The organism is Puniceicoccaceae bacterium (assembly GCA_040224245.1).
In the GTDB taxonomy this organism is placed as follows: Bacteria; Verrucomicrobiota; Verrucomicrobiia; order Opitutales; family JAFGAQ01; genus JAKSBQ01.
In genome coordinates, this window is sequence record JBEGIR010000063.1 from 1 (window position 1) to 18,325 (window position 18,325).

General features: G+C 54.5%; 17 protein-coding genes and 1 other RNA gene. 11 read left to right on the top strand and 7 right to left on the bottom strand.

From position 1 onward, the window contains the following. Positions 1-168 precede the first annotated feature (168 nt). Together ssrA and ABQ298_09830 are read right to left on the bottom strand one after the other, a co-directional pair. Positions 169-520: a transfer-messenger RNA gene (gene ssrA / locus ABQ298_09825) on the bottom strand. 254 nt (positions 521-774) lie between these two features. After that, positions 775-1,014 (bottom strand): hypothetical protein, encoded by a 240-nt coding sequence (locus ABQ298_09830; GenBank protein ID MEQ9824671.1) that lies wholly within the window; start codon positions 1,012-1,014, stop codon positions 775-777. 553 nt (positions 1,015-1,567) lie between these two features. Between ABQ298_09830 and ABQ298_09835 the strand changes: the two genes are divergently transcribed. Both ABQ298_09835 and ABQ298_09840 read left to right on the top strand, forming a co-directional pair. Then, on the top strand, positions 1,568-3,013 hold the full coding sequence (locus ABQ298_09835) for a Fic family protein (GenBank protein ID MEQ9824672.1): 1,446 nt from the start codon (positions 1,568-1,570) through the stop codon (positions 3,011-3,013). Between the two features lie 185 nt (positions 3,014-3,198). Continuing rightward, positions 3,199-3,357, top strand: coding sequence for a YqaE/Pmp3 family membrane protein (locus ABQ298_09840; protein ID MEQ9824673.1), 159 nt, complete (start codon positions 3,199-3,201; stop codon positions 3,355-3,357). Between the two features lie 79 nt (positions 3,358-3,436). Here ABQ298_09840 and uvrA read toward each other — a convergent pair whose 3' ends face one another. Continuing rightward, a complete protein-coding gene (uvrA, locus tag ABQ298_09845) occupies positions 3,437-6,295 on the bottom strand; it encodes an excinuclease ABC subunit UvrA (protein MEQ9824674.1) in 2,859 nt (952 codons plus the stop codon). A 115-nt stretch (positions 6,296-6,410) separates the two neighbouring features. On the opposite strand from uvrA, the gene ABQ298_09850 reads away from it, so the two are divergent. The 5 genes from ABQ298_09850 (at position 6,411) to ABQ298_09870 (ending at position 9,698) form a co-directional block, all read left to right on the top strand. Beyond that, a complete protein-coding gene (locus tag ABQ298_09850; GenBank protein ID MEQ9824675.1) occupies positions 6,411-6,662 on the top strand; it encodes a hypothetical protein in 252 nt (83 codons plus the stop codon). A gap of 22 nt (positions 6,663-6,684) precedes the next feature. After that, entirely contained in the window at positions 6,685-6,957 is a 273-nt protein-coding gene (locus ABQ298_09855) for a glutaredoxin family protein (protein ID MEQ9824676.1), read from the top strand. 33 nt (positions 6,958-6,990) lie between these two features. Continuing rightward, on the top strand, positions 6,991-7,458 hold the full coding sequence (locus ABQ298_09860; GenBank protein ID MEQ9824677.1) for an NYN domain-containing protein: 468 nt from the start codon (positions 6,991-6,993) through the stop codon (positions 7,456-7,458). Between the two features lie 63 nt (positions 7,459-7,521). Further along, a complete protein-coding gene (locus tag ABQ298_09865) occupies positions 7,522-8,898 on the top strand; it encodes a M20/M25/M40 family metallo-hydrolase (GenBank protein MEQ9824678.1) in 1,377 nt (458 codons plus the stop codon). Positions 8,899-8,990: 92 nt separating this feature from the next. Next, the gene (locus ABQ298_09870; GenBank protein ID MEQ9824679.1) at positions 8,991-9,698 is read left to right on the top strand and encodes a carbonic anhydrase family protein; all 708 of its coding nucleotides are present in this window, start codon (positions 8,991-8,993) and stop codon (positions 9,696-9,698) included. 64 nt (positions 9,699-9,762) lie between these two features. On the opposite strand, the gene ABQ298_09875 is transcribed toward ABQ298_09870, so the two are convergent. Next, entirely contained in the window at positions 9,763-10,566 is an 804-nt protein-coding gene (locus ABQ298_09875) for an indole-3-glycerol phosphate synthase TrpC (protein MEQ9824680.1), read from the bottom strand. A 97-nt stretch (positions 10,567-10,663) separates the two neighbouring features. Between ABQ298_09875 and ABQ298_09880 the strand changes: the two genes are divergently transcribed. The 4 genes from ABQ298_09880 to ABQ298_09895 all read left to right on the top strand — a co-directional run bounded on the left by ABQ298_09880 (position 10,664) and on the right by ABQ298_09895 (position 14,026). Continuing rightward, positions 10,664-11,329, top strand: a complete 666-nt coding sequence (locus ABQ298_09880; GenBank protein MEQ9824681.1) for a MazG family protein — start codon at positions 10,664-10,666, stop codon at positions 11,327-11,329. Then, entirely contained in the window at positions 11,326-12,069 is a 744-nt protein-coding gene (locus tag ABQ298_09885) for a YgjP-like metallopeptidase domain-containing protein (protein ID MEQ9824682.1), read from the top strand. The genes ABQ298_09880 and ABQ298_09885 overlap by 4 nt, the downstream gene beginning before the upstream one ends. Positions 12,070-12,150: 81 nt before the next feature. Then, complete coding sequence (locus ABQ298_09890; protein MEQ9824683.1) at positions 12,151-13,032, top strand: SAM-dependent chlorinase/fluorinase; 882 nt, start codon at positions 12,151-12,153, stop codon at positions 13,030-13,032. Further along, complete coding sequence (locus tag ABQ298_09895; protein MEQ9824684.1) at positions 13,022-14,026, top strand: alpha/beta fold hydrolase; 1,005 nt, start codon at positions 13,022-13,024, stop codon at positions 14,024-14,026. The genes ABQ298_09890 and ABQ298_09895 overlap by 11 nt, the downstream gene beginning before the upstream one ends. Positions 14,027-14,092: 66 nt before the next feature. On the opposite strand, the gene ABQ298_09900 is transcribed toward ABQ298_09895, so the two are convergent. The 3 genes from ABQ298_09900 to ABQ298_09910 form a co-directional block, all read right to left on the bottom strand. Then, complete coding sequence (locus ABQ298_09900; GenBank protein ID MEQ9824685.1) at positions 14,093-14,974, bottom strand: Hsp33 family molecular chaperone HslO; 882 nt, start codon at positions 14,972-14,974, stop codon at positions 14,093-14,095. Between the two features lie 117 nt (positions 14,975-15,091). Continuing rightward, entirely contained in the window at positions 15,092-15,607 is a 516-nt protein-coding gene (locus ABQ298_09905; protein MEQ9824686.1) for an Lrp/AsnC family transcriptional regulator, read from the bottom strand. 426 nt (positions 15,608-16,033) lie between these two features. Beyond that, positions 16,034-18,322 carry a TIM-barrel domain-containing protein gene (locus tag ABQ298_09910; GenBank protein MEQ9824687.1) on the bottom strand — a complete coding sequence of 763 codons (2,289 nt, stop codon included), beginning with the start codon at positions 18,320-18,322 and terminating at the stop codon, positions 16,034-16,036. Between the last annotated feature and the right edge of the window lie 3 nt (positions 18,323-18,325).

Below are 18,325 nucleotides of genomic sequence, written 5' to 3' on the forward strand. Positions count from 1 at the left end.
GCATCTTGTGAGGTAACTGAGGTCTCCGGCTAGCGAAGACCCTACGTTTCTGTTCAGTGAACAAAACCAGAACCAGTATGAGAGGCCCTCCGTCGCTCTACGAGCTATGGCGGGCAGCCTTCGCCAAGACTCCGCACTGGCAGAGCCAGCCGTAGCCTTGGCGAAGCATGGTGGAGGTGGCGGGAGTCGAACCCGCGTTCCCGGGGTTTTCGAAGATGGCGTCTACACGTTTAGTCGGTTCTTTGATGTCGCGCATGGAGCGTGAATCGACACACTCTCCGTTTGCCAGTGTCTGAAAATGTCGGTATTTCATCCCAGACACAAGATGAGCACCCTTGCCTGCTGAATGACGCCCAGACCTCCTTAGCAGGTATCAGGAGCTAGACGTGACTGAACTTATGCAGCCATGGGAAGATAATCTTCTTCATTTATTGTGTTGGTGACCTTTTTACGGAGCCAAGTCACCACCTCCGACGTGCAACCAAGTCCTACGGCCCAGGGTCGAATCCAAAACACCCCCAAAAAATGGATTCGCAATCCGGTGTTATTGCCGGATTGGATTTTTTCAGGTTACTGATTCACACTGGTAAGTTCCATCTTCTTGTCGATATTTGCCAAGACGAGAACAACACCCTGTTGTGATGTAATTTTCATCTATGAAGTACCAAAAGTCGATGGATGACCGAAATGTTAGCGTTACAAAACCTGTAAAAGAACGAATCTTGCACCCTAAAGTGCAATGACGTAACGAAAACACTCTCAGATCGATTGCGCTTACGCAAGTGTATTCAGCATGGTGCCCAATTTCTGGGCTACCTCTTGCTGAGAGGTCGGGAGATTGGCTTCGAAGACCTGACGCGGGAAGTCCGCAGAGCGCACTTGGGTGCGGCCATCGGGATAGAAGGGATTGCCCAGTACACGCTCAATCTCCGGTTTGAGCTTGGGCGCAATCCGGGTTTTGTATTCCAGCGCGGGATCCATCGGAGCGCCAGTATATCCTGAAATTCCGTTCATGATGATCCTAACAGGTTCAGCCAAGTAAAAATCATAGGCAAACGCAGCTCGGCGTCAAGCAAGCGGTCTGTTTTTGGAAAGGGAGAGGCAGGCATGCGCGTGTGGGGTTTTTTCGAGTTCATGAGTTTCGCCTGGAGGCAAAGTGTAGACTTGCCCCAAAAAGAAGGGCCTCCGGCTGGTGCTGGAAGTGTCTCCCATAGCGACGCAGCCGAAAGGCCCTCTTGTTTCTCATGCCTGAAAAGGGCTCCTCACTTCCCTTTCCAGATTCTCTCTCTATCTATTGTCCTCTCTCCCCCGGCTGCAGCGCATTCCTGCGAATGGCACAGCCAGAAAAATGCTTGAAGGCAGATGGGATTCCAAGGTCCGGCACTGCCTGTTTCTCCTTCATTATCGTCTGGATGAGTTGCGGATAAAGCACGAAAAGCAGGGGTTTGATGCATTTTAAATTCCCTCACAATGCGTTCACGAAAATTTTACAACTGAGTGCAGATCTGCCACTTGCGGTGAAGATAAGCATCGCTCCGATGTAAAATTCTGTTACATTCAGTCGTTCATGAAACCCCGAACTTCGTTTCCCCAGTTTCGGCAAATCGAAGAACGCCTGCGCTCGATTGGAACCCTGGCAGACTACGATCCGATCTTCGATGTGGTTCGCGAACAGTTTTTGCGGGAGATCAACCATCACCTGACCTCGCTGACATCGAGCAACGGAAATCTTCCCGATGCGGTGGGGTCCGATGGCTGCGATGCTGGCTGCCGTGAGCAGTTGAAAGCAAAATACCTTGAGATTGGCAAAGAGCATGCGGTCATGCAGCTGCTGTTCGACATGACACGGGGGGAGCTGCGCATGGACGGGGTGCGGGTGCTGGCCGAAATCCTGTTTGGCAGCGCGCAGATGCGCGATACCGAGATTGCGATCCGCAACTCGAGCGGGAAACGCAAGCAGGCGACGAGTCCGGATACGATAGAACGGGAGCTGGAGCACCTGCTCAAGAAATTCAGCGACGGGTTGAAGCGGAAAAAAGCACACCCGATCCTGTTGGCGACAGAGCTGCACCATGGATTTACCCTGATTCATCCGTTCAAGGACTGGAATGGACGCATCGCGCGGCTGATCCTGAATGTTTCCCTGATGAAAGCGGGCTATCTTCCGGTGCTGATTCGTCGCGCCGAGCGCCGCAGTTATTATGAGGCACTGGAAGCTGCAGACTATGGCGACCTGGAGCCGCTGATTCTATTCCTTGCAGAAAAGGAACTCGAATCGATCGAATCCTTTACCAGCAGTGCGGAATTTCTTTCGATCAAAGGAAAATTCGAGCTGGAGCGGCGCTTGAAAGGCCTTGGCCAGCATGACCGCTGTCTGGTGCTGACGGAGGACAGCACCTCCAACAACCTGCTGGCATTTCTTCTGGAAGCGTCGGGATTTCACATGAATGAGACCTACATGCTCTCCTATGAAGGATGCTCCAAAATTGCCTCTGCAAATCTGTTCTCCATTTTTGTGAAACAGAGGATGCCAGACATGCAAGTGCTTGTGCACCGGGATCGGGATTACCTGACGGATGCTGAAATTGAATACCAGCACGAGACCTTTCACCGCATCGATGTTCGCTTTTTTTACACCGAGGGCACGGATGTGGAGAGTTATTTTCTGAACGCGGATCACCTTTGCCATTGTTACCCAAAGCTGGAGCATTCGCTGGCGACTGCTCTGGTTGAGGATGCGATCAACGAGGTGCTGCCCAAGTCGATTGACTACCTCTACAAAAAGGAGTTTGGGAATCGCAGGGAATCGACGACACACCTCTATGATGCACTGGTGGACTATGTGAAAAGTCACCGTTTTCGCTTCACACATGGCAAGACGGCCAAGCAGGTATTGGAACAAAAAATCCGTGAAGCGATTGGACGCAAAGCCGAGATCGACCGGGTTTCTCCGGCACTGCGTGTTCCGCAACTGGCCAAAATCGCGCGGCGAATCTGGAAGGAACAAGCGTAGAGGGACTGGTTGTGGGCATGGCTTGCAGAAAGCGACTGATACAAATGATTGTTTTAGATGCTGAACCCAGGATTTGACAAAACACCGGTCGGCAGATGCCGAACTCAAAACGCTCCGATCACAAGGCCTTTAGATTTTGATGGCGAGATTGCAGAATCGGCGAAGGCGGTTATGCTTCGAATCCTATGAGTCTTCTAACGATTATCCTGAATATCCTGCTGCCTCCTGTAGGCGTTCTCATCAACAAGGGCCTCGGCGTTGATTTTCTGATCAACCTGCTATTGACCATCCTGGGATGGTTGCCCGGTGTGATTCATGCCTTTTGGGTGTGCTCTCGTAAATAGTCGCTGGAGCGGCGATGGACATGCTGTTCCGTCGCCGCTGATCCGCTTCCTTCAGCGCAAAAGGAAAATGGAGTCGGATTCAGGCATCGCGCAGCGATTCATATTGCTGCAGTGCCTGTTGGGTTGGAGTTTCGTGAGCACTGCGAAATGACGTGATCGACCCCTCATAGAGCAAGTGCCCGCCATCGTTACCGCCACTGGGGCCGAGTTCTACGATCCAGTCGGCGAGACTGATGACATCAAGATTGTGTTCGATGATGAGGATGGTATTGCCCTGATCGCGCAACTTGAAGAGCAGGTCCATCAAGTGTTGGATGTCGCTCCAGTGCAGGCCAGTGGTGGGTTCATCGAGCAGGTAAAGCGTGCGACCGGCACTGCGCTTGCTCAACTCCAGTGATAGTTTGACCCGCTGGGCCTCACCTCCGGAGAGCGTCGTGGCCGACTGCCCGATCTTGACATAGCCCAGCCCGACTGCGCGCAGGGTTTCAAGCTTTTCTGCGATGCGCGGCTGCTTGGAGAACAGCTCATATGCGTCATCGACGGTCATGTCGAGCAGCTCTGCGATGTTGACTCCGCGAAAGCGAATCTCGAGTGTCTCGCGGTTGTAGCGCTGACCGTGACAGCTGGGGCATTGCACATAGACATCGCTGAGAAATTGCATGTCCATCTTGATCATTCCATCGCCCTTGCAGCGTTCACAGCGTCCACCTGAAGTATTGAAGCTGAAGCGATTGGCCTTGTACCCGCGCACCTTGGCGAGTGCGGTCTGGGCATAGAGGTTGCGGAGCTGGTCAAAGAGCTTGGTGTAGGTTGCAGGATTGGAACGCGGGCTGCGTCCTATGGGTTCCTGATCGATGCGAATGATGCGGTCAAAATGGTAGAGACCGTCGATCTTTTGATGGCGTCCGGGAAGCGTCTTGGCCCCGTTGAGTTTGAATGCGGCGTAGTTGGCGAGAATGTCGTTGACCAGTGTGCTTTTGCCGGAGCCTGAAACCCCGGCCACAACGGTCATGAGTCCAACGGGAAAGTGTGCGTCGATGGATTTGAGATTGTTCTCAGATGCCCCCAAAACAACGATTTCATCGGAATTCCGACGGCGCACTGCACCAGCGGGGTCGATGCGCAGTTTGCCACTGAGGTAGGCACCGGTTTGGCTCTGGGGTGCGCGTTTGCACTCGCTCGGACTGCCTTCAAAAACCAGGTGACCGCCGCGTGCACCGGCATGGGGGCCGAGTTCAACAATGCGGTCGGCGTGGTGCATGATCTCCCCGTCATGTTCCACGACGATCACAGTGTTACCCTGATCGCGAAGCTCGAGCAAGATGCGGATGAGACGGCGATTGTCGATGGGGTGTAACCCGATGGAAGGTTCATCAAGCACGTAGATGACCCCGACCAATCCCATGCCGAGCTGGGTGGCTAGGCGAACGCGCTGGATTTCGCCGCCGCTGAGCGTGTGGTATTGCCGGTCAAGGGAGAGGTAGCCGATACCGACCTCGTTGAGAAAATGCAGCCGCCGCTCAAGACCATGCACCGCATCGCCGACAGCGTCATACCTGGGGTGGGACACGATGTGTTGCCGCATCCAGTCGAGGGAATCGCAGATGCTCATTCCCAGAAATCTGGCGTAGTTCAGCCCCTCGAGTTCAACCGCAAGGCTTTCCGGTTTCAGGCGCTGACCCTGACAGTGTTTGCAGGTCTGGGCGATTTGATACGTCATCAGCCGTGCGCGTAGTCCTTCACTGCTGGAGTGCAGCTGAGAGTCGGTGAGATCTGCGATCACTCCCTCAAAGGGCATGGGGTCTGGCTTTCGATTGCCGGCCTTGAGTTTGAAGAGGAACTCCCGGTCCGGCACTCCGTGAAGGATGGCGTGTCGGGTTTGCTCCGGCAGCTCCTGCCAGGGTGTGGTGGGGTCAAAGGGCAGCTGCTCGGCGAGCTGTTTGAGCAGGGCATTGCGCTTGATGATCATCGCCTTGGAACCGATGCGCCAGGGCTTGATCGCTCCTTTTTTGACGCTGAGCGTTGGGTCGGGAATGATCAGATCTTCGTGAAACTGAAGGGTTTGCCCGGTGCCGCCGCAGCGTGGGCAGGCTCCCTCCGGGTGATTCCAGGAGAATGAACGCGGTGACAATGGCGCATAGACATGGCCATGTGCCTGGCAGGCAAGGTGTTGACTGAGCGGGATCTCACGCCAGGCTGCTTCCCGATCAGCCTGCACGAGCGCGATGCAGCGGTTTTTGCCTTCCTGCATTGCCAGTTCCATGGAATCTGCGATGCGACTGCGCTGGTCTGTGCGCACGACGACACGGTCGATCACAATGTCCACCGCAATGGGATCACTGCCAGTTGGGATAAGTCTGGGTTCGTCAATGTCTCGAATTTCCCCCTGAATGCGCACGCGCTGGAATCCCTTCTGTTTGAGACGGGGAATCTCTTCGCGAAGGATGGCAGGCTTGGCGGTCATGTAGTGGGCGAGCAGGATAGTGCGGCAACCCTCGGCCTCGAGAAAGAGGTGTTCGATGCAATCATCCAGCGTGCGTTGAACGATGAGGCTGCCATCGATGGGGCAGTGGCGGACACCCATCAATGACCAGAGCAGGCGTGCGTAGTCTGCGATTTCGGTCACGGTGGCCACGGTACTGCGCGGATTGCTTCCCGAACCACTGCGCTGCTCAATCGCGATTACGGGTGAGAGGCCATGAATATAGTCGACATTGGGTCGATCCATTTGATCCAGGATCTGACGCGCCTTGGAGGAGAGGCTTTCGATGTATTTGCGGTAGCCTTCTGCGTAGAGCGTGTCGAAAGCAAGGGAGGATTTTCCCGAACCACTGACGCCGGTGATCACGATGAGCTGACCCCGAGGCAAGTGGATGTCGAGGTTCTTGAGATTGTGCTCACGGGCACCTTTGATGTGGATGGATTGCAGATCGCTCATGACACCCTTTCATGAAGATGGGAAGCATCTGAAATAGCAAACCTGATCCAGCGCGGGGCAGGATCTTGTGGGTTCTCCATTCACCGGGAAAAGGTAGATCGAGGGGTTCGTTGTAGTGTGTGGGGAACGCGAGCTGGAAGCTCCCTCTACGCTGTATGGGACACGCGAGCTGGAAGCTCCCGCTACGCTGGATGGGACACGCGAGCTGGAAGCTCCCTCTACGCTGTGGGGGATACGCGAGCTGGAAGCTCCCGCTACGCTGGATCTTGAGCTGAAAGCATCCACTGTGCTGCATCGAACATGTGCCACTTCAAATGCCTTGCGAAAAACGTCTGGACGGGTTGATGAGATTGTATTTGAAGACTAGTTTTGCTAAGTATTGCTTCACAATGAAACCGATTCTCTACATTAAGTCCGGATGTCCGTGGTGTCGCTCGGCCCGATCCTTTTTTGAACAGCACGGGGTTGAAGTGGAAATCCGTGATGTCATGCGCAGTCCGAAGGACATGGATCGAATGGTGGAAATCAGCGGGCAGACCCTGACGCCGACCTTTGAGTATGGTGAATTCATCGTGGCCGACTTCAGTGTGGATGAGTTTGTACAGGAATTGGAGGAGTTTCCCGAGGTCAAGCGTGAACTGGGTATCGATGATGAGGCCTGACCGCCTCCGGTATTTGCATGTGATTTCTATCTGATGGCAGCGCAGCCCCATGTGATCATCGATGGGTTCAACGTGGTGTTTGGGGTCCAAAACTTGGGCGATTTATTCAGAATCTCCCCGGACGCTGCCAAAGCGGAATTGATCAAACTCGCCCAGGCAACCCATGATGGGGATGGCAGTCAGGTAACCCTCGTGTTTGATGGGAAAGGCAAGCGCCTGCAAGTGGAACACCCGTTTCGGGATGAGCAGTTTACAGTGGTACACGCACCCTCGCACATCAGTGCAGACGGTGTGATTGAGCGCATGCTTTCGCGGGCGCGATTTCCAGATCGCATGACGGTGGTTTCCAACGACCACATGATTCGCGATGCAGCGATTGCCAGTGGTGCGGGTGTACAGAGTGTTAACTCCTGGATGGAGCAGTCGTCGAAGTCCACACGGCTCCGGCCCCCACGACGCGATGAAGCGGGGCATGGTTTTGGGAGTCGGATTCCACTCTAGGCGAGACAGGTTTGAGGGTGCGATTGGCTTGCAAACCCGTTAGGACTGCGGCAGGATTTTCACATGGCACTCAATGCTCTCGAAACTCTGAAAACCCTCGTTCGATTTCCGTCGGTTTCGACCGACCCGACCCGCAAGGCAGCACTGCTGGATACCAAGGATTTCCTGGTTGATACGCTTGCAGGCATGGGATTTGCCACAGAGACCCTGGAAACGCAGGGGCACCCCATTGTCCTGGCAGAGCGCAAAGTTGCCGAGACTGCACCGACAGTCGTGATCTATGGGCACTACGATGTGCAGCCTGAGGACCCCGTTCAGCTTTGGGAGAGTGCCCCGTTTGAACCGACCGTTAAAGGGGACCGCATTTATGGACGCGGGGCGGCTGACAACAAAGGACCGGTAGCGGTTCTGCTGGCAGCAGTATCGCATTTGCTGGAGCAACAACCTTCGCTTCCGCTCAACCTCACGTTTTTACTGGAGGGAGAGGAAGAGATTGGCAGTCCCAGCTTCAAACCCGTGCTCGATCGCCTGAAGCACCGCCTGCGGGGGGATTTCCTGCTGGCCTGTGATACTGGTAGTCAGAAAAACGATCAGATCGTCGTGACCGCGGGTCTTCGGGGCATCACCTGCCTGGAATTCAAAGTAAAGGGAGCCCGCAAGGATTTGCACAGCGGAATTTATGGGGGGGCGGTGCTGAATCCAATCAAGGCCTTGATGGATATTTGTCATTCGCTGCACAATGCTGATGGAACAGTCAATGTGCCGGGGTTCTATGACGATGTGCTGCCAGTGCAGCAATGGGAGCGCGACGAACTCGAAAAGCTGGGATTGGATCTCGATGCCTTCCAGGATTTCCTTGGAGTGCCGGGTTTCTTTGAACAGGCGGGGCTGAGTCCGCTCGAGGCCACACGCTATGCGCCGACATTGGAATACAACGGTGTGTGGGGTGGTTATCAGGGTGAGGGTTCCAAGACGGTTATCCCGTGCGAAGCGAGTGTGAAGATCAGCTGTCGGCTGGTAGCGCGACAGGACCCGGACAAGATCCAGGATCTGGTGATTCAGGCGATACGGGAGCGCTGCCCCAAAGGGGTTTCACTGGAAATTAAAAAGGATCACAATGGCGCCGCATACCTCGTAGTTCCGCCAGGAAAACCCAACACAGCGACCGATCTGAATCCGGTGTTGGCCCGTGCCTTTCACCTGACCGACGCATTGTCGGCGGAATGCTTTGGCAAGCCCGCTGTGTTCATGCGTGAAGGCGGCAGTATTCCCATTATCCACGACATCAAGGAGATCCTGGGCCTCGACTCACTGCTGATAGGCTTGTACCTGCCCGAGGACGGATACCATGCACCAAACGAGAGTTTCAGTTTGGAAATGATGGAGAAGGGGCAGCAGATGATCGAGCGACTGCTTGCTGGGCTTTGCGAGAGCGAGTGACTGCGCGCAGAAGCTTTGCATTTGACGGAACTCCGTGCTCGACTTGAAGGGCATGACAGAAGGAGTAGGCTGGGTGGAAAAATAATCTACTTATGAGACATCTTACTTCTCCCCAGATTCGGATGGTGGGCGCATGCCTTGCCATGATGGCCATGTTTGGAGTGCTTCACCTGCAAGCCATTACGACGCAGACTCAACAGCAAGCGATGAGTCCAGACGAGGTTCTTGAGGACCTGATAGCCGGAAATGAACGGTTTGTGAACGGAGTGACGACTCGTCGTGATTTCCTTGCGGAAGCGCGGCAGAGTGCAACTGAAGGACAGTTCCCAAAGGCCATAATTCTGTCCTGTGTGGATTCACGGGTTCCCGTTGAAATCGTATTTGACCAAGGAATTGGTGACCTGTTTGTCGGGCGTGTTGCTGGCAACGTGGAGGACATCCAGATGCTGGGAAGCATGGAGTTTGCAACGGCACTTGCGGGTTCCAAGTTGGTAATGGTGCTGGGGCACGAGTCTTGTGGAGCAATCAAGGGAGCCATTGACCAGGCGAAGCTTGGCAACCTTACAGAATTGCTTCGGGATATTGAACCTGCTGTGCAGGATGCAGGTGATGTGGAAGGGAAGCATACGTCGAAGAACCCTGCGTTGGTTGAGGCTGCTACGCTGGCGAATGTGAGACGCACGGTTGAGGATCTGCGCAGTCGAAGTGACGTGCTTGCGGATCTCGAAGCGAAGGGAAAGATTCGCATCGTAGGAGCATACTACACACTGCACGACGGACGCGTGCGCCTGGTGGAGTGAAGAAGAGCAACTGCTCTACCTCGGAAACATGGATTCGCGAGGCAAGGCTTTGCTCGTTGATGGATCAGAGGGAGTGTAATTCGCGAACGAATTGCTCGGGGTCGTCGCTCTGCATGAGCGCCTGACCGATCAATACCGCATCCGCTCCCGCATCGCGCGCACGCTGCGCGTCCTCCAGGTCAAAGATGCCACTTTCGCTGACTTTGAATATACCTTCCGGGATCATTGGAAACAGAGATTCCGTGATGGCCAGATCGGTTGTGAATCGAGCGAGATCACGATTGTTCACTCCGATGATGCCCGGGTTGAAGGTGAGTGCACGCTCCAGCTCCGCTTCTGTGTGCACTTCAAAAAGGCAATCAAGCCCCACACGTGTTGCAGACTCCTGCAGGATGCGGATCTCGGCATCCGACAGTGCGCGAACAATGATCAGGATGATGGAAGCACCCGCCTCAACTGCCTCCAGCACCTGAATGGGATGCACCATAAAATCCTTGCGCAGGCAGGGGATGGAGCGCTGGTGACGAATGAGAAGCTCCACCACATCCCAGAGATCGCGCATGTGTCCGCCAAAAAACTTCTCGTCGGTGAGGATTGAGAGCGCGTCGGCTTCGGCATTAAGGTAGCGAATCGCCTGCTCCTCGGCACTGACGCCTTCGGCAATGGAACCGGCGGAAGGGGAGCGACGCTTGATTTCGGCGATCACGGATAGCCGTTGCTGCTGTCGCTCCAAGACTCGGGTGAGCAGGAAAGGAGAGGCATCGGGGCGCTTTGCCAGCCGATCCCATTCCCGGTCAGGGATGGGACGAATGCGTGGGGCGACTTCCTGCCGCTTCCAGTCCATGATTTCTGCAAGTCGATCACTCATTGAGTGTTTACATCAATACCGGAAATGCCTTGATTACAATCCGATTGTGAACAGGAACCCCACCCATTGTGCCTGGGTTCTGAACAGCGATGAACTCATGGAAACTGAACACCCGCACTACCATGCCCTGATCCAGACGATTGCAACCCTGCGGGCACCCGGTGGTTGTCCATGGGATCAGGAGCAGACACACAGCTCCTTGACGGAATGCCTGATTGAGGAGTGCTCCGAGTTGCTCGAGGCAATTGACCGGCTCGATTATGAGCACATGGTTGAAGAACTCGGCGATGTGTTGCTCAACGTTGCCATGCAGGCTGAAATCGCGCGCGAGGCGGGTCATTTTGACATGGAAACGGTCTGCAAACAGGTCAACGAAAAATTGATCCGACGCCATCCCCATGTGTTTGAGCGGGATGCAGACAGCCTTGAGGATTCGCAACAGGTGCTCAAGCGATGGGAGGAGATCAAGGCAACGGAGGTCAAAAATGGGCCGCAGGCGGCTGAGGATTCGCCCTTTAAACCGCAACCACCCCGTCTGCCTGCACTGTTGTTTGCGAAAAAAACCTTCAAACAGCTCAGCAAGGCGGGCTTTCAGAATCATCCGACATTGCCGCATGAGACGATGAACTCCTTGCGAAGTGCCAGTGAGTCCGAGCTTGCCGCCACTCTGTTTTCTGTAGCGGCGGTGTGTCGGGAACGTGGACTGGACCCTGAACTGCTCTGCCGACAGTACACGCAGCAGATTCGCGATGCATTGCAATGAGCGTTGGGCGCAGCAGGATCGCCAGTGGCGCAGATAGCCTGAGCGGAATTCCATTTAACGTGGACATTCGAGCGCATCCCCGCAGTCGTCGTCTGAAACTGAGCTATCGGGAAGGGCGCGGTTTTTTACTGACCCATCCGCGCCGAGTCGCTTCGCACCAGATCCGCGACTTTCTGCAAGAACAGCAAGGGTGGATGCGGGAGGTATGGCATCGTCGACAATCACACGAGCGTGATACCCGTTCTCTCCGGGATTTTCTAACGGAACATGCGGTATTGTCACTGGGTATGACAGAAAAACCAGTTCGTTTCGGTGCAAGCCGGGGGCTACTGGAAGAGCGTGACAATGAAGTGGTGGTATATGACGGCATTGCGGAACCACAGCTCGTTCGCCAATTGCGGCGGTTGAGTGAGCAGTATTTGCCGCTCCATTTGTTGGAACTCAGTGAAAAGCTGGGGCTTCGCAAATGCATCAGCCGAGTGCAGGTGCGCGATCAGCGAAGTCGCTGGGGTTCCTGTTCTTCAAAAGGAAACATCTCCCTGAACTGGAGACTGATCCTGATGCCCCCACTGCTGCAGCGGCACATCCTTTTGCACGAATTGGCTCACCTGCCTCACCCCGATCATTCGCCAGCATTTTGGGCGTGTCTGAAGCGCTGGGACCCTGCCACTGCAGAGCATCGTGACGCTGTGCGACAAATGGGTGGGCGATGGATGAGATTGGGACGTTCGAACTCCTGAAAGAAGGAATATCACTGTGCTGGAGAGCCGTTTTTGAAATTGCCATTGGAGGGAATTTTGCATGAGGATTTGTGTCCAGCCATGAACCTCTCCCTGCGAAAATCCACTTTCCCCACCATTGCCCTAATCACGGATTTTGGACAGAGGGACTGGTATGTCGGGAGCATCAAGGGCCAGATTCTGAAGCATCATGCGGAAGCGAGGATCGTCGATATTTCTCATCAGATTCCTCCAGGTGATATTTGGGCCGCGAGTTATGTGCTGGCCAGCTGCTTGCGTGATTTTCCGGATGGCACCCTGTTTATGGTGGTCGTCGACCCCGGGGTGGGCACGGCTCGAAAATGCATCCTCGGACGCATTGGCCAGGCAACGGTCTTGTGTCCGAATAATGGCATTCTCTCCCATTGTCTACACGAGTATGCAAACCAACAGGGGCCGTTCTTTGAGATCGTGCCCGATATGGATCCGAAATCGCCCATCAGTGCCACCTTTCATGGCCGCGATGTGTTTGCACCGGTTGTGGGTAAGATTGCAGCGGGTACGCTGCATCCGGATGGACTTGGTCCGATTGTGCACGATCTGGTCGTGCTTCCCATTTCCAAGGCAGAACTGAAGCCGGGTTCCATTCATGGAACGGTTCAGTATGTCGATCATTTTGGCAATGCGATCACGAACATCTGCCAGTCCGAGCTTCGCCTCCTGAGGTTCAAGCCAGGCGCGTGTGTGCAGGTTCACCAAACCCTCATACCCTTGCGCTCGACCTTTGGTGAAGTGGAAGAAGGGCAGCCGCTCACCTATATCGGTTCGAATGGATTCCTGGAAGTGGCAGTCAATCGAGGCAGTGCTGCGCGGCAGTTGAAGCTCAAGGCAGGTCAACAGGTAACACTGCATCTGGACGAAGTAGGTGAAGGGGTGGGTTCCCCCGTCACCGGAAATCCGGAGGCAACCCCACATGATCGTTGAACCCGAGTGTCTGGATGCCATGAAAAGTATCGTAATCGTCATGCTTCTGGGGTTGTTGGCAGTGCTGTTGTTAGGGTTGCTCGGACCCCGACCGGTTCTCCGGAAAGTGCCGCATCAGATTCCCGAGATCCCCGGGGATGTGGATGCATACCTGGCCTCCCGCGAGTCCTCGACGAGCGAAGCCATCCGACCCGGCCTGCAGGCCGAAGTCATCTGGGCCTATCCCGACAAGCGCCGCACCCGGCGATCACTGGTCTATCTGCATGGATTTTCATCCAGTCGCGGAGAACTTTCACCCGTGCTCGAAACCCTGGCATCTGAGTGGCAGGCCAATGTATTTTTCACCCGATTTCGGGGCCATGGCAGTGAATCAGGCAATTTGCTGAAGGGTTTGAATCTGGATGATTGGATGCACGATGCGCTGGAAGCACGTGCGATTGGAGAACAGATTGGAGAGGAAGTGCTACTGGTGGGAACGTCGCATGGAGCATTGCTCGCCAGTTGGGTGGCAACTGTTGATGGGTTCCGCTCCGAACTTGCGGGCCTAGTGCTGATCAGTCCGAATTTTGCTCCGGCAGATCCCCGCACCCGACTACTCATCCTACCGTGGGCGCGTCAGGTTCTTCCCTGGGTTTTTGGGAAGAAGCGGGATTGGGATCCCCAAAATTCGGGGCATGAATATTATTGGAACACCGTCTATCCCAGTGATGCGCTGTTTCCCATGATGGCACAAGTGAATTTCATCACTCCGCGAACCCCCGACCAGCTCGATGTCCCCGTGTTGGTGCTGTATTCGCCGAATGACGTGACCGTGGATCCGATGGCCATCGAAGCAGCCTATGCCCGCTTCCCCTCGAAATCCAAGCGCTTGATCCAGATGCCGCCGGTTGGTGATCGGAATCAGCACATTCTCGCAGGCGACATTTTGTCACCCGAATCCAGTGAAACGGTGATCATGGAGATCCAGAACTTTGTGGAAATGCTGCCGAAGTGATGCTCCGAAAGCTCGAAAGCACGCTCAGGGGGAAGCTGTTGTCAACGCATAAGCGAAGAGAACTTGTCAGTTGCCACGGGAGTCTGCATCGTCCTCAGATTCCGGAAGGGAAGCGGCCCGTTGGGCAAGCTCTGCACGGGTGATGGAGTACGTGGCTCCACATCGCGGGCAGTTCACATCGGCGAATTCGGCATCCCCAAATATCGATTCGGCATCCTGTTTCATCATGGGTGCGAGCAGGGCTGCAATCTTCTCATGGGTGCATCCACAGGACCAGTAGAAAGTTCGGGTTTCAAGCAGGTTGACGGTCTCCGTGGAGTCCAGTTGCAGCACGGTTTGAAGGTCCACGTGGGTGAACCAACCTTCATCGTAGTCCGGGTGGGCAGAGACGAGGGCAAAGCGGTGGTTGCCCAAATCAAAAAAACGGGCAGGACGTTGCTCGCTGACATTGTAGAATTGATGAATGGCGGACTGAGCAGTGGAACCGCTGAACTCAATCATGCTCAGATGGGGTTCGCGGTTGGGGCGATGCAACTCCTGGTGCATTTCTCCCATTTCGGCGACCTTGACATGCTGCTGGAAAAAGCGTCCGGTGACGGTTCCGAGTTCTGCATCTGCGGCGAAAAAGAAGCTGACTACCGGAGTTGGATAGCGCAGCGTCCAGGCTACCATTTCATTGCGCGGACGTGAGGCTGCATGCAGTGTAAAAGCTGCCAGCAGTTGGTCGAAGAGCGGAGCAATGTTTGCAGGAACCTCAATGCCGTGTTCCACTCGGTGTGCAGCGACGTTTTCAAATAGAACGCTGGCATCCATTTCCGAGATCAGCACATTTCGCGTGCGTACGAAACGGTTTGAGACTACAAAACCGTTGGGCATGCGGGAATCAGGCTGCGTCAATTTTTCCATAAAACGGGTGTATGGCAAAGCACTGTAGCGATGCAAGTCCATCCTTGGTTTTTACGGTGCGGAAGTTGCGCATCGCTCAACGGATCCGCAAAGGGCAGTGGTGGTCATCGAACAGCCCAGTCACAGCTTTTTCAACTGGGCCTAGAAATCGGACGGATATCAGACGGGAGTCTGGTGTTTTTTGCGCTTGGTCAGGGACCAGGCCGTACTGGTGGTCAATACTGCCGGATGGGATCGAAGAAACTGGGTGACATATTCCCCAACCTTGTCCGCATCATCGGAATAGAGAATGACCACAATGTCATGGTCTCCGCCGAGTAGAACATGCGTGCCGCCAAAGGCAATGCCGCGACTGAGTTCGTTTCCGTTGTGGAAGGACTCAGCAATCTCACGACAGAGCCGGGCCTGGTAGTCATTTCCGAGGTCATCTCCGGCGTGTGGATCGAGTCCGGGGTACTGGGTTTCCATGAAGATCCAGAATCGGAAAATCTTGGGTCCATAATTCTTCACGTGAAACGAAGGAACAATGTATCCTTCATCCTGAAGGTTGCGCCAATGTTTCTGGACTGCCGGGTAGGTCACTCCCAGTTTCTTGGCAACTTCTTCGCGAGTGGTTGACGGGTTCTCCAGGAGAATGGAGAGAATTTTCTCTGGAATGTCTGATTTCTTTGGCATGCTTGCGCAGTTCAGTTTGATGAGTTCGAAAAAGAACCCCTATGAACAAGAGTCAGTGCTATTGTAAGGGACGCGTTAATATGGAATAGAACAAGGAATAAACAAGATTAATTTCCTATGAAATTTGAGTTATTGTTTTTTTTTAGGATGGAAAATTGCATGAATTGCGACAAGAAACCACACGCCATAGCAGTGTTGCGATAAACGGCGATCAGGATTTATACGGTATTGTCAACTGGACTTAGCCAGAAATGCGCCAATCGTTGTTTCTGGATACGAATAAAGCAGGATATTCGAAGAATCGATGATGCGCTGCAAACATTGTTCAAAAATGCACACATCCCCTTCGCGCTGCGGGGATGCTTTCCGGCAGGATTGCGGTGACACTTCTTCAAATCCCAGCGGGGATCCAGAAGATCGGGGATGTTACGGATGCATGTGGATCTCCAGAATGCCCGGAGAGGACAGGTCAGCCTGCGAAAGTTGGCAGGAATGCAATGATCCATTCGATTGCAGAGGGAGTTCCCGTGCCTTCCACTTTACGGATTGCACCGGGAGAGGCGTGACCCATTCCAGGCGTGTATTGTGGGGCAGAGCGGGGATTTCCACCTCGATCCGGTTTGGGTGACGGTGCAGGTGAACAATCTGTTCTTGCTGGGGGCTGGAGGGATCGATGTAAATGAAACGGTAGCTCTCTCCGGGCTTTCCCGGAAACAGGTGCAGTGTCAGATGAGATGGATCCGTTGCCCACTGGCGATCACTGCCACGGTAAATGTTACCACTGATGTAGAGGCTGTTTGCCCGCACAAAGCGCGGAATGTGGTGCAGGGGAGCATCGACGGTGATCCTGCGGGCACCCTCGATAACGGTTGCTGGGTCGTCAAAAGCATGCCAGCTCCCTTCGGGCAGGTAGAGAGTGCGCTCAGTTCCCTTGTCAAATACCGGTGCCACGAGGATTGAATCCCCAAGGAGGAACTGATCCCACAAGTCGTAGGTTGCAGGATCCGTCAAGTCTGCGTAGGCCATCGGCTGCATGAGCACTCCCTGGGTTGCGGAGCGATTGGCCAGCGAGTACAAGGTGGGCAACAGACGCATGCGCTCTTCACAAACTTCGCGGAAAATCTGCTGCAGGCGTGTGGAATAGTGCCACGGCATGCGGTCCTTGCCACTGCCGCCGGCACCGTCGAGTTTGATTTCAAACAACCCGCTCATGGCACCCGCCTGCAGCCAGCGAATGTAGAGATCCTCGGGGATGTCACCCTCTCCAAGGTATCCGCCCACATCACTTCCCCAGATGGGAAATCCCATGAATCCGACACGCATGGCATTGGCAAAATTTCCCCGAAATCCCGCCCAGCTTGAACGCGGATCACCGCCCCAAATCGCGCTGAGGTATGGCTGCACGCGGTGATAGGCAGCGCGCGCAAAATTGAAATGATCGTCGCCCCATTCCTGGGTCAGCGCGTCGTGATGTACTTTCGAAAAGAGATAGACATAGCGGTTGCGTCGAAAAGGTTCAGTGATGTTGGCATCCGTCCAGGGTGCGTAGGAAGGGAACCGTTCATCGGCCCGATCCATTTTGTGACCTCGCACACCGTGCACATATTGTTGGGATTTCAGTTCATGCTGAAAAGCCTGTACGCTTTCGGGATCACTGAGGTCGAGATAGGTATGCCAGTCGTCGAGATGGTGAGAAAAGCGTGCATCTCCAAAAAATGCGGTGGAGGTCCAGGTCATGAACTCGACACCATGGGTATTGTTCAGGGTTGCGATCCATTCCCCCGGGTTTTCAAAACCCTGCCCAAAATTCATGTGAGACCACCGATGAGCGCCATCGCTGTAGGGCCGGTCGACAAACCAAGCGGTGGCGGGGATGCGCAGTTGGTCAAACCCTTTGGCATCGGCGAGGATTTCGGCTGCACCTCCGGCATTGTCATCGCGCCATAGTATGGGACCCATTGCCCAGACGGGGACTGTCTTGGGAGCACCGATGACTTGATAATAGGAGCGGAGAATATCGGTTCCGTTGCTTCCGAAAAACACATACCAGTCCAGTGCTCCGGTGGCGTGAGTGATACGGTGGGTTTTTTCAATGGATGCAAAATGGTAGCGTCCGCGTGCAAAGCTATCAAAAAAGGCACCATACCCGGCACTGCTCATGTAGAATGCAGAAAATGCGGAGGCGTAGTTTTCCACAAGGGTTTCACCATCACTTTTCACCTCAACCTCAATGACAGAACCCCGAAGGTCAGGAGATAGCTGATTATCGGGTTGCAAAGGCTCACTCAGCCCAAATGCATGGTCACCGGAGTCCTCCAATACCAGTGTGACATGCTCGGCCCAATCGGGAGAGCCATGCAGGCGAACACCGCCGGGAATGGCTTCAAGCCAGAGGGTCGCAATGCGTGGACTTTCATCATCAGCGTGATGCCAGAAATCGACCTCCACGGGATAGGAGGCGATGATGTTGAGGCAGCCGTCGCGCGAACCCTGTTCCACCTTGAGGGACAGTGGGGATTTCCAGTCAAACTGAATGGATTGCAGACTGAGAATCTTCCGGGACTGATGGTGAACCTCAATGACTCCATTTTCCTCTGAAACACGGACAAAGGTTTGCCCGGTGAGTTCGAATTCGGAAGCGGCAAGATGCGGGTGAAGTTGGCTGATCGACAGCAAGGCCACACACAGAACGGGGGACAAAATGCGTTTCATCATGGT

Bases quoted from the DNA above. Each gene is read 5' to 3' on its own strand.
- ABQ298_09900 (MEQ9824685.1), bottom strand. From the start codon at position 14,974: ATGGACTTGCATCGCTACAGTGCTTTGCCATACACCCGTTTTATGGAA.
- ABQ298_09870 (MEQ9824679.1), top strand. From the start codon at position 8,991: ATGAGACATCTTACTTCTCCCCAGATTCGGATGGTGGGCGCATGCCTT.
- ABQ298_09860 (MEQ9824677.1), top strand. From the start codon at position 6,991: ATGGCAGCGCAGCCCCATGTGATCATCGATGGGTTCAACGTGGTGTTT.
- ABQ298_09910 (MEQ9824687.1), bottom strand. From the start codon at position 18,322: ATGATGAAACGCATTTTGTCCCCCGTTCTGTGTGTGGCCTTGCTGTCG.
- ABQ298_09865 (MEQ9824678.1), top strand. From the start codon at position 7,522: ATGGCACTCAATGCTCTCGAAACTCTGAAAACCCTCGTTCGATTTCCG.
- ABQ298_09855 (MEQ9824676.1), top strand. From the start codon at position 6,685: ATGAAACCGATTCTCTACATTAAGTCCGGATGTCCGTGGTGTCGCTCG.
- ABQ298_09895 (MEQ9824684.1), top strand. From the start codon at position 13,022: ATGATCGTTGAACCCGAGTGTCTGGATGCCATGAAAAGTATCGTAATC.
- ABQ298_09905 (MEQ9824686.1), bottom strand. From the start codon at position 15,607: ATGCCAAAGAAATCAGACATTCCAGAGAAAATTCTCTCCATTCTCCTG.
- ABQ298_09890 (MEQ9824683.1), top strand. From the start codon at position 12,151: ATGAACCTCTCCCTGCGAAAATCCACTTTCCCCACCATTGCCCTAATC.
- ABQ298_09830 (MEQ9824671.1), bottom strand. From the start codon at position 1,014: ATGAACGGAATTTCAGGATATACTGGCGCTCCGATGGATCCCGCGCTG.
- ABQ298_09885 (MEQ9824682.1), top strand. From the start codon at position 11,326: ATGAGCGTTGGGCGCAGCAGGATCGCCAGTGGCGCAGATAGCCTGAGC.
- ABQ298_09875 (MEQ9824680.1), bottom strand. From the start codon at position 10,566: ATGAGTGATCGACTTGCAGAAATCATGGACTGGAAGCGGCAGGAAGTC.
- ABQ298_09880 (MEQ9824681.1), top strand. From the start codon at position 10,664: ATGGAAACTGAACACCCGCACTACCATGCCCTGATCCAGACGATTGCA.
- ABQ298_09835 (MEQ9824672.1), top strand. From the start codon at position 1,568: ATGAAACCCCGAACTTCGTTTCCCCAGTTTCGGCAAATCGAAGAACGC.
- uvrA (MEQ9824674.1), bottom strand. From the start codon at position 6,295: ATGAGCGATCTGCAATCCATCCACATCAAAGGTGCCCGTGAGCACAAT.
- ABQ298_09840 (MEQ9824673.1), top strand. From the start codon at position 3,199: ATGAGTCTTCTAACGATTATCCTGAATATCCTGCTGCCTCCTGTAGGC.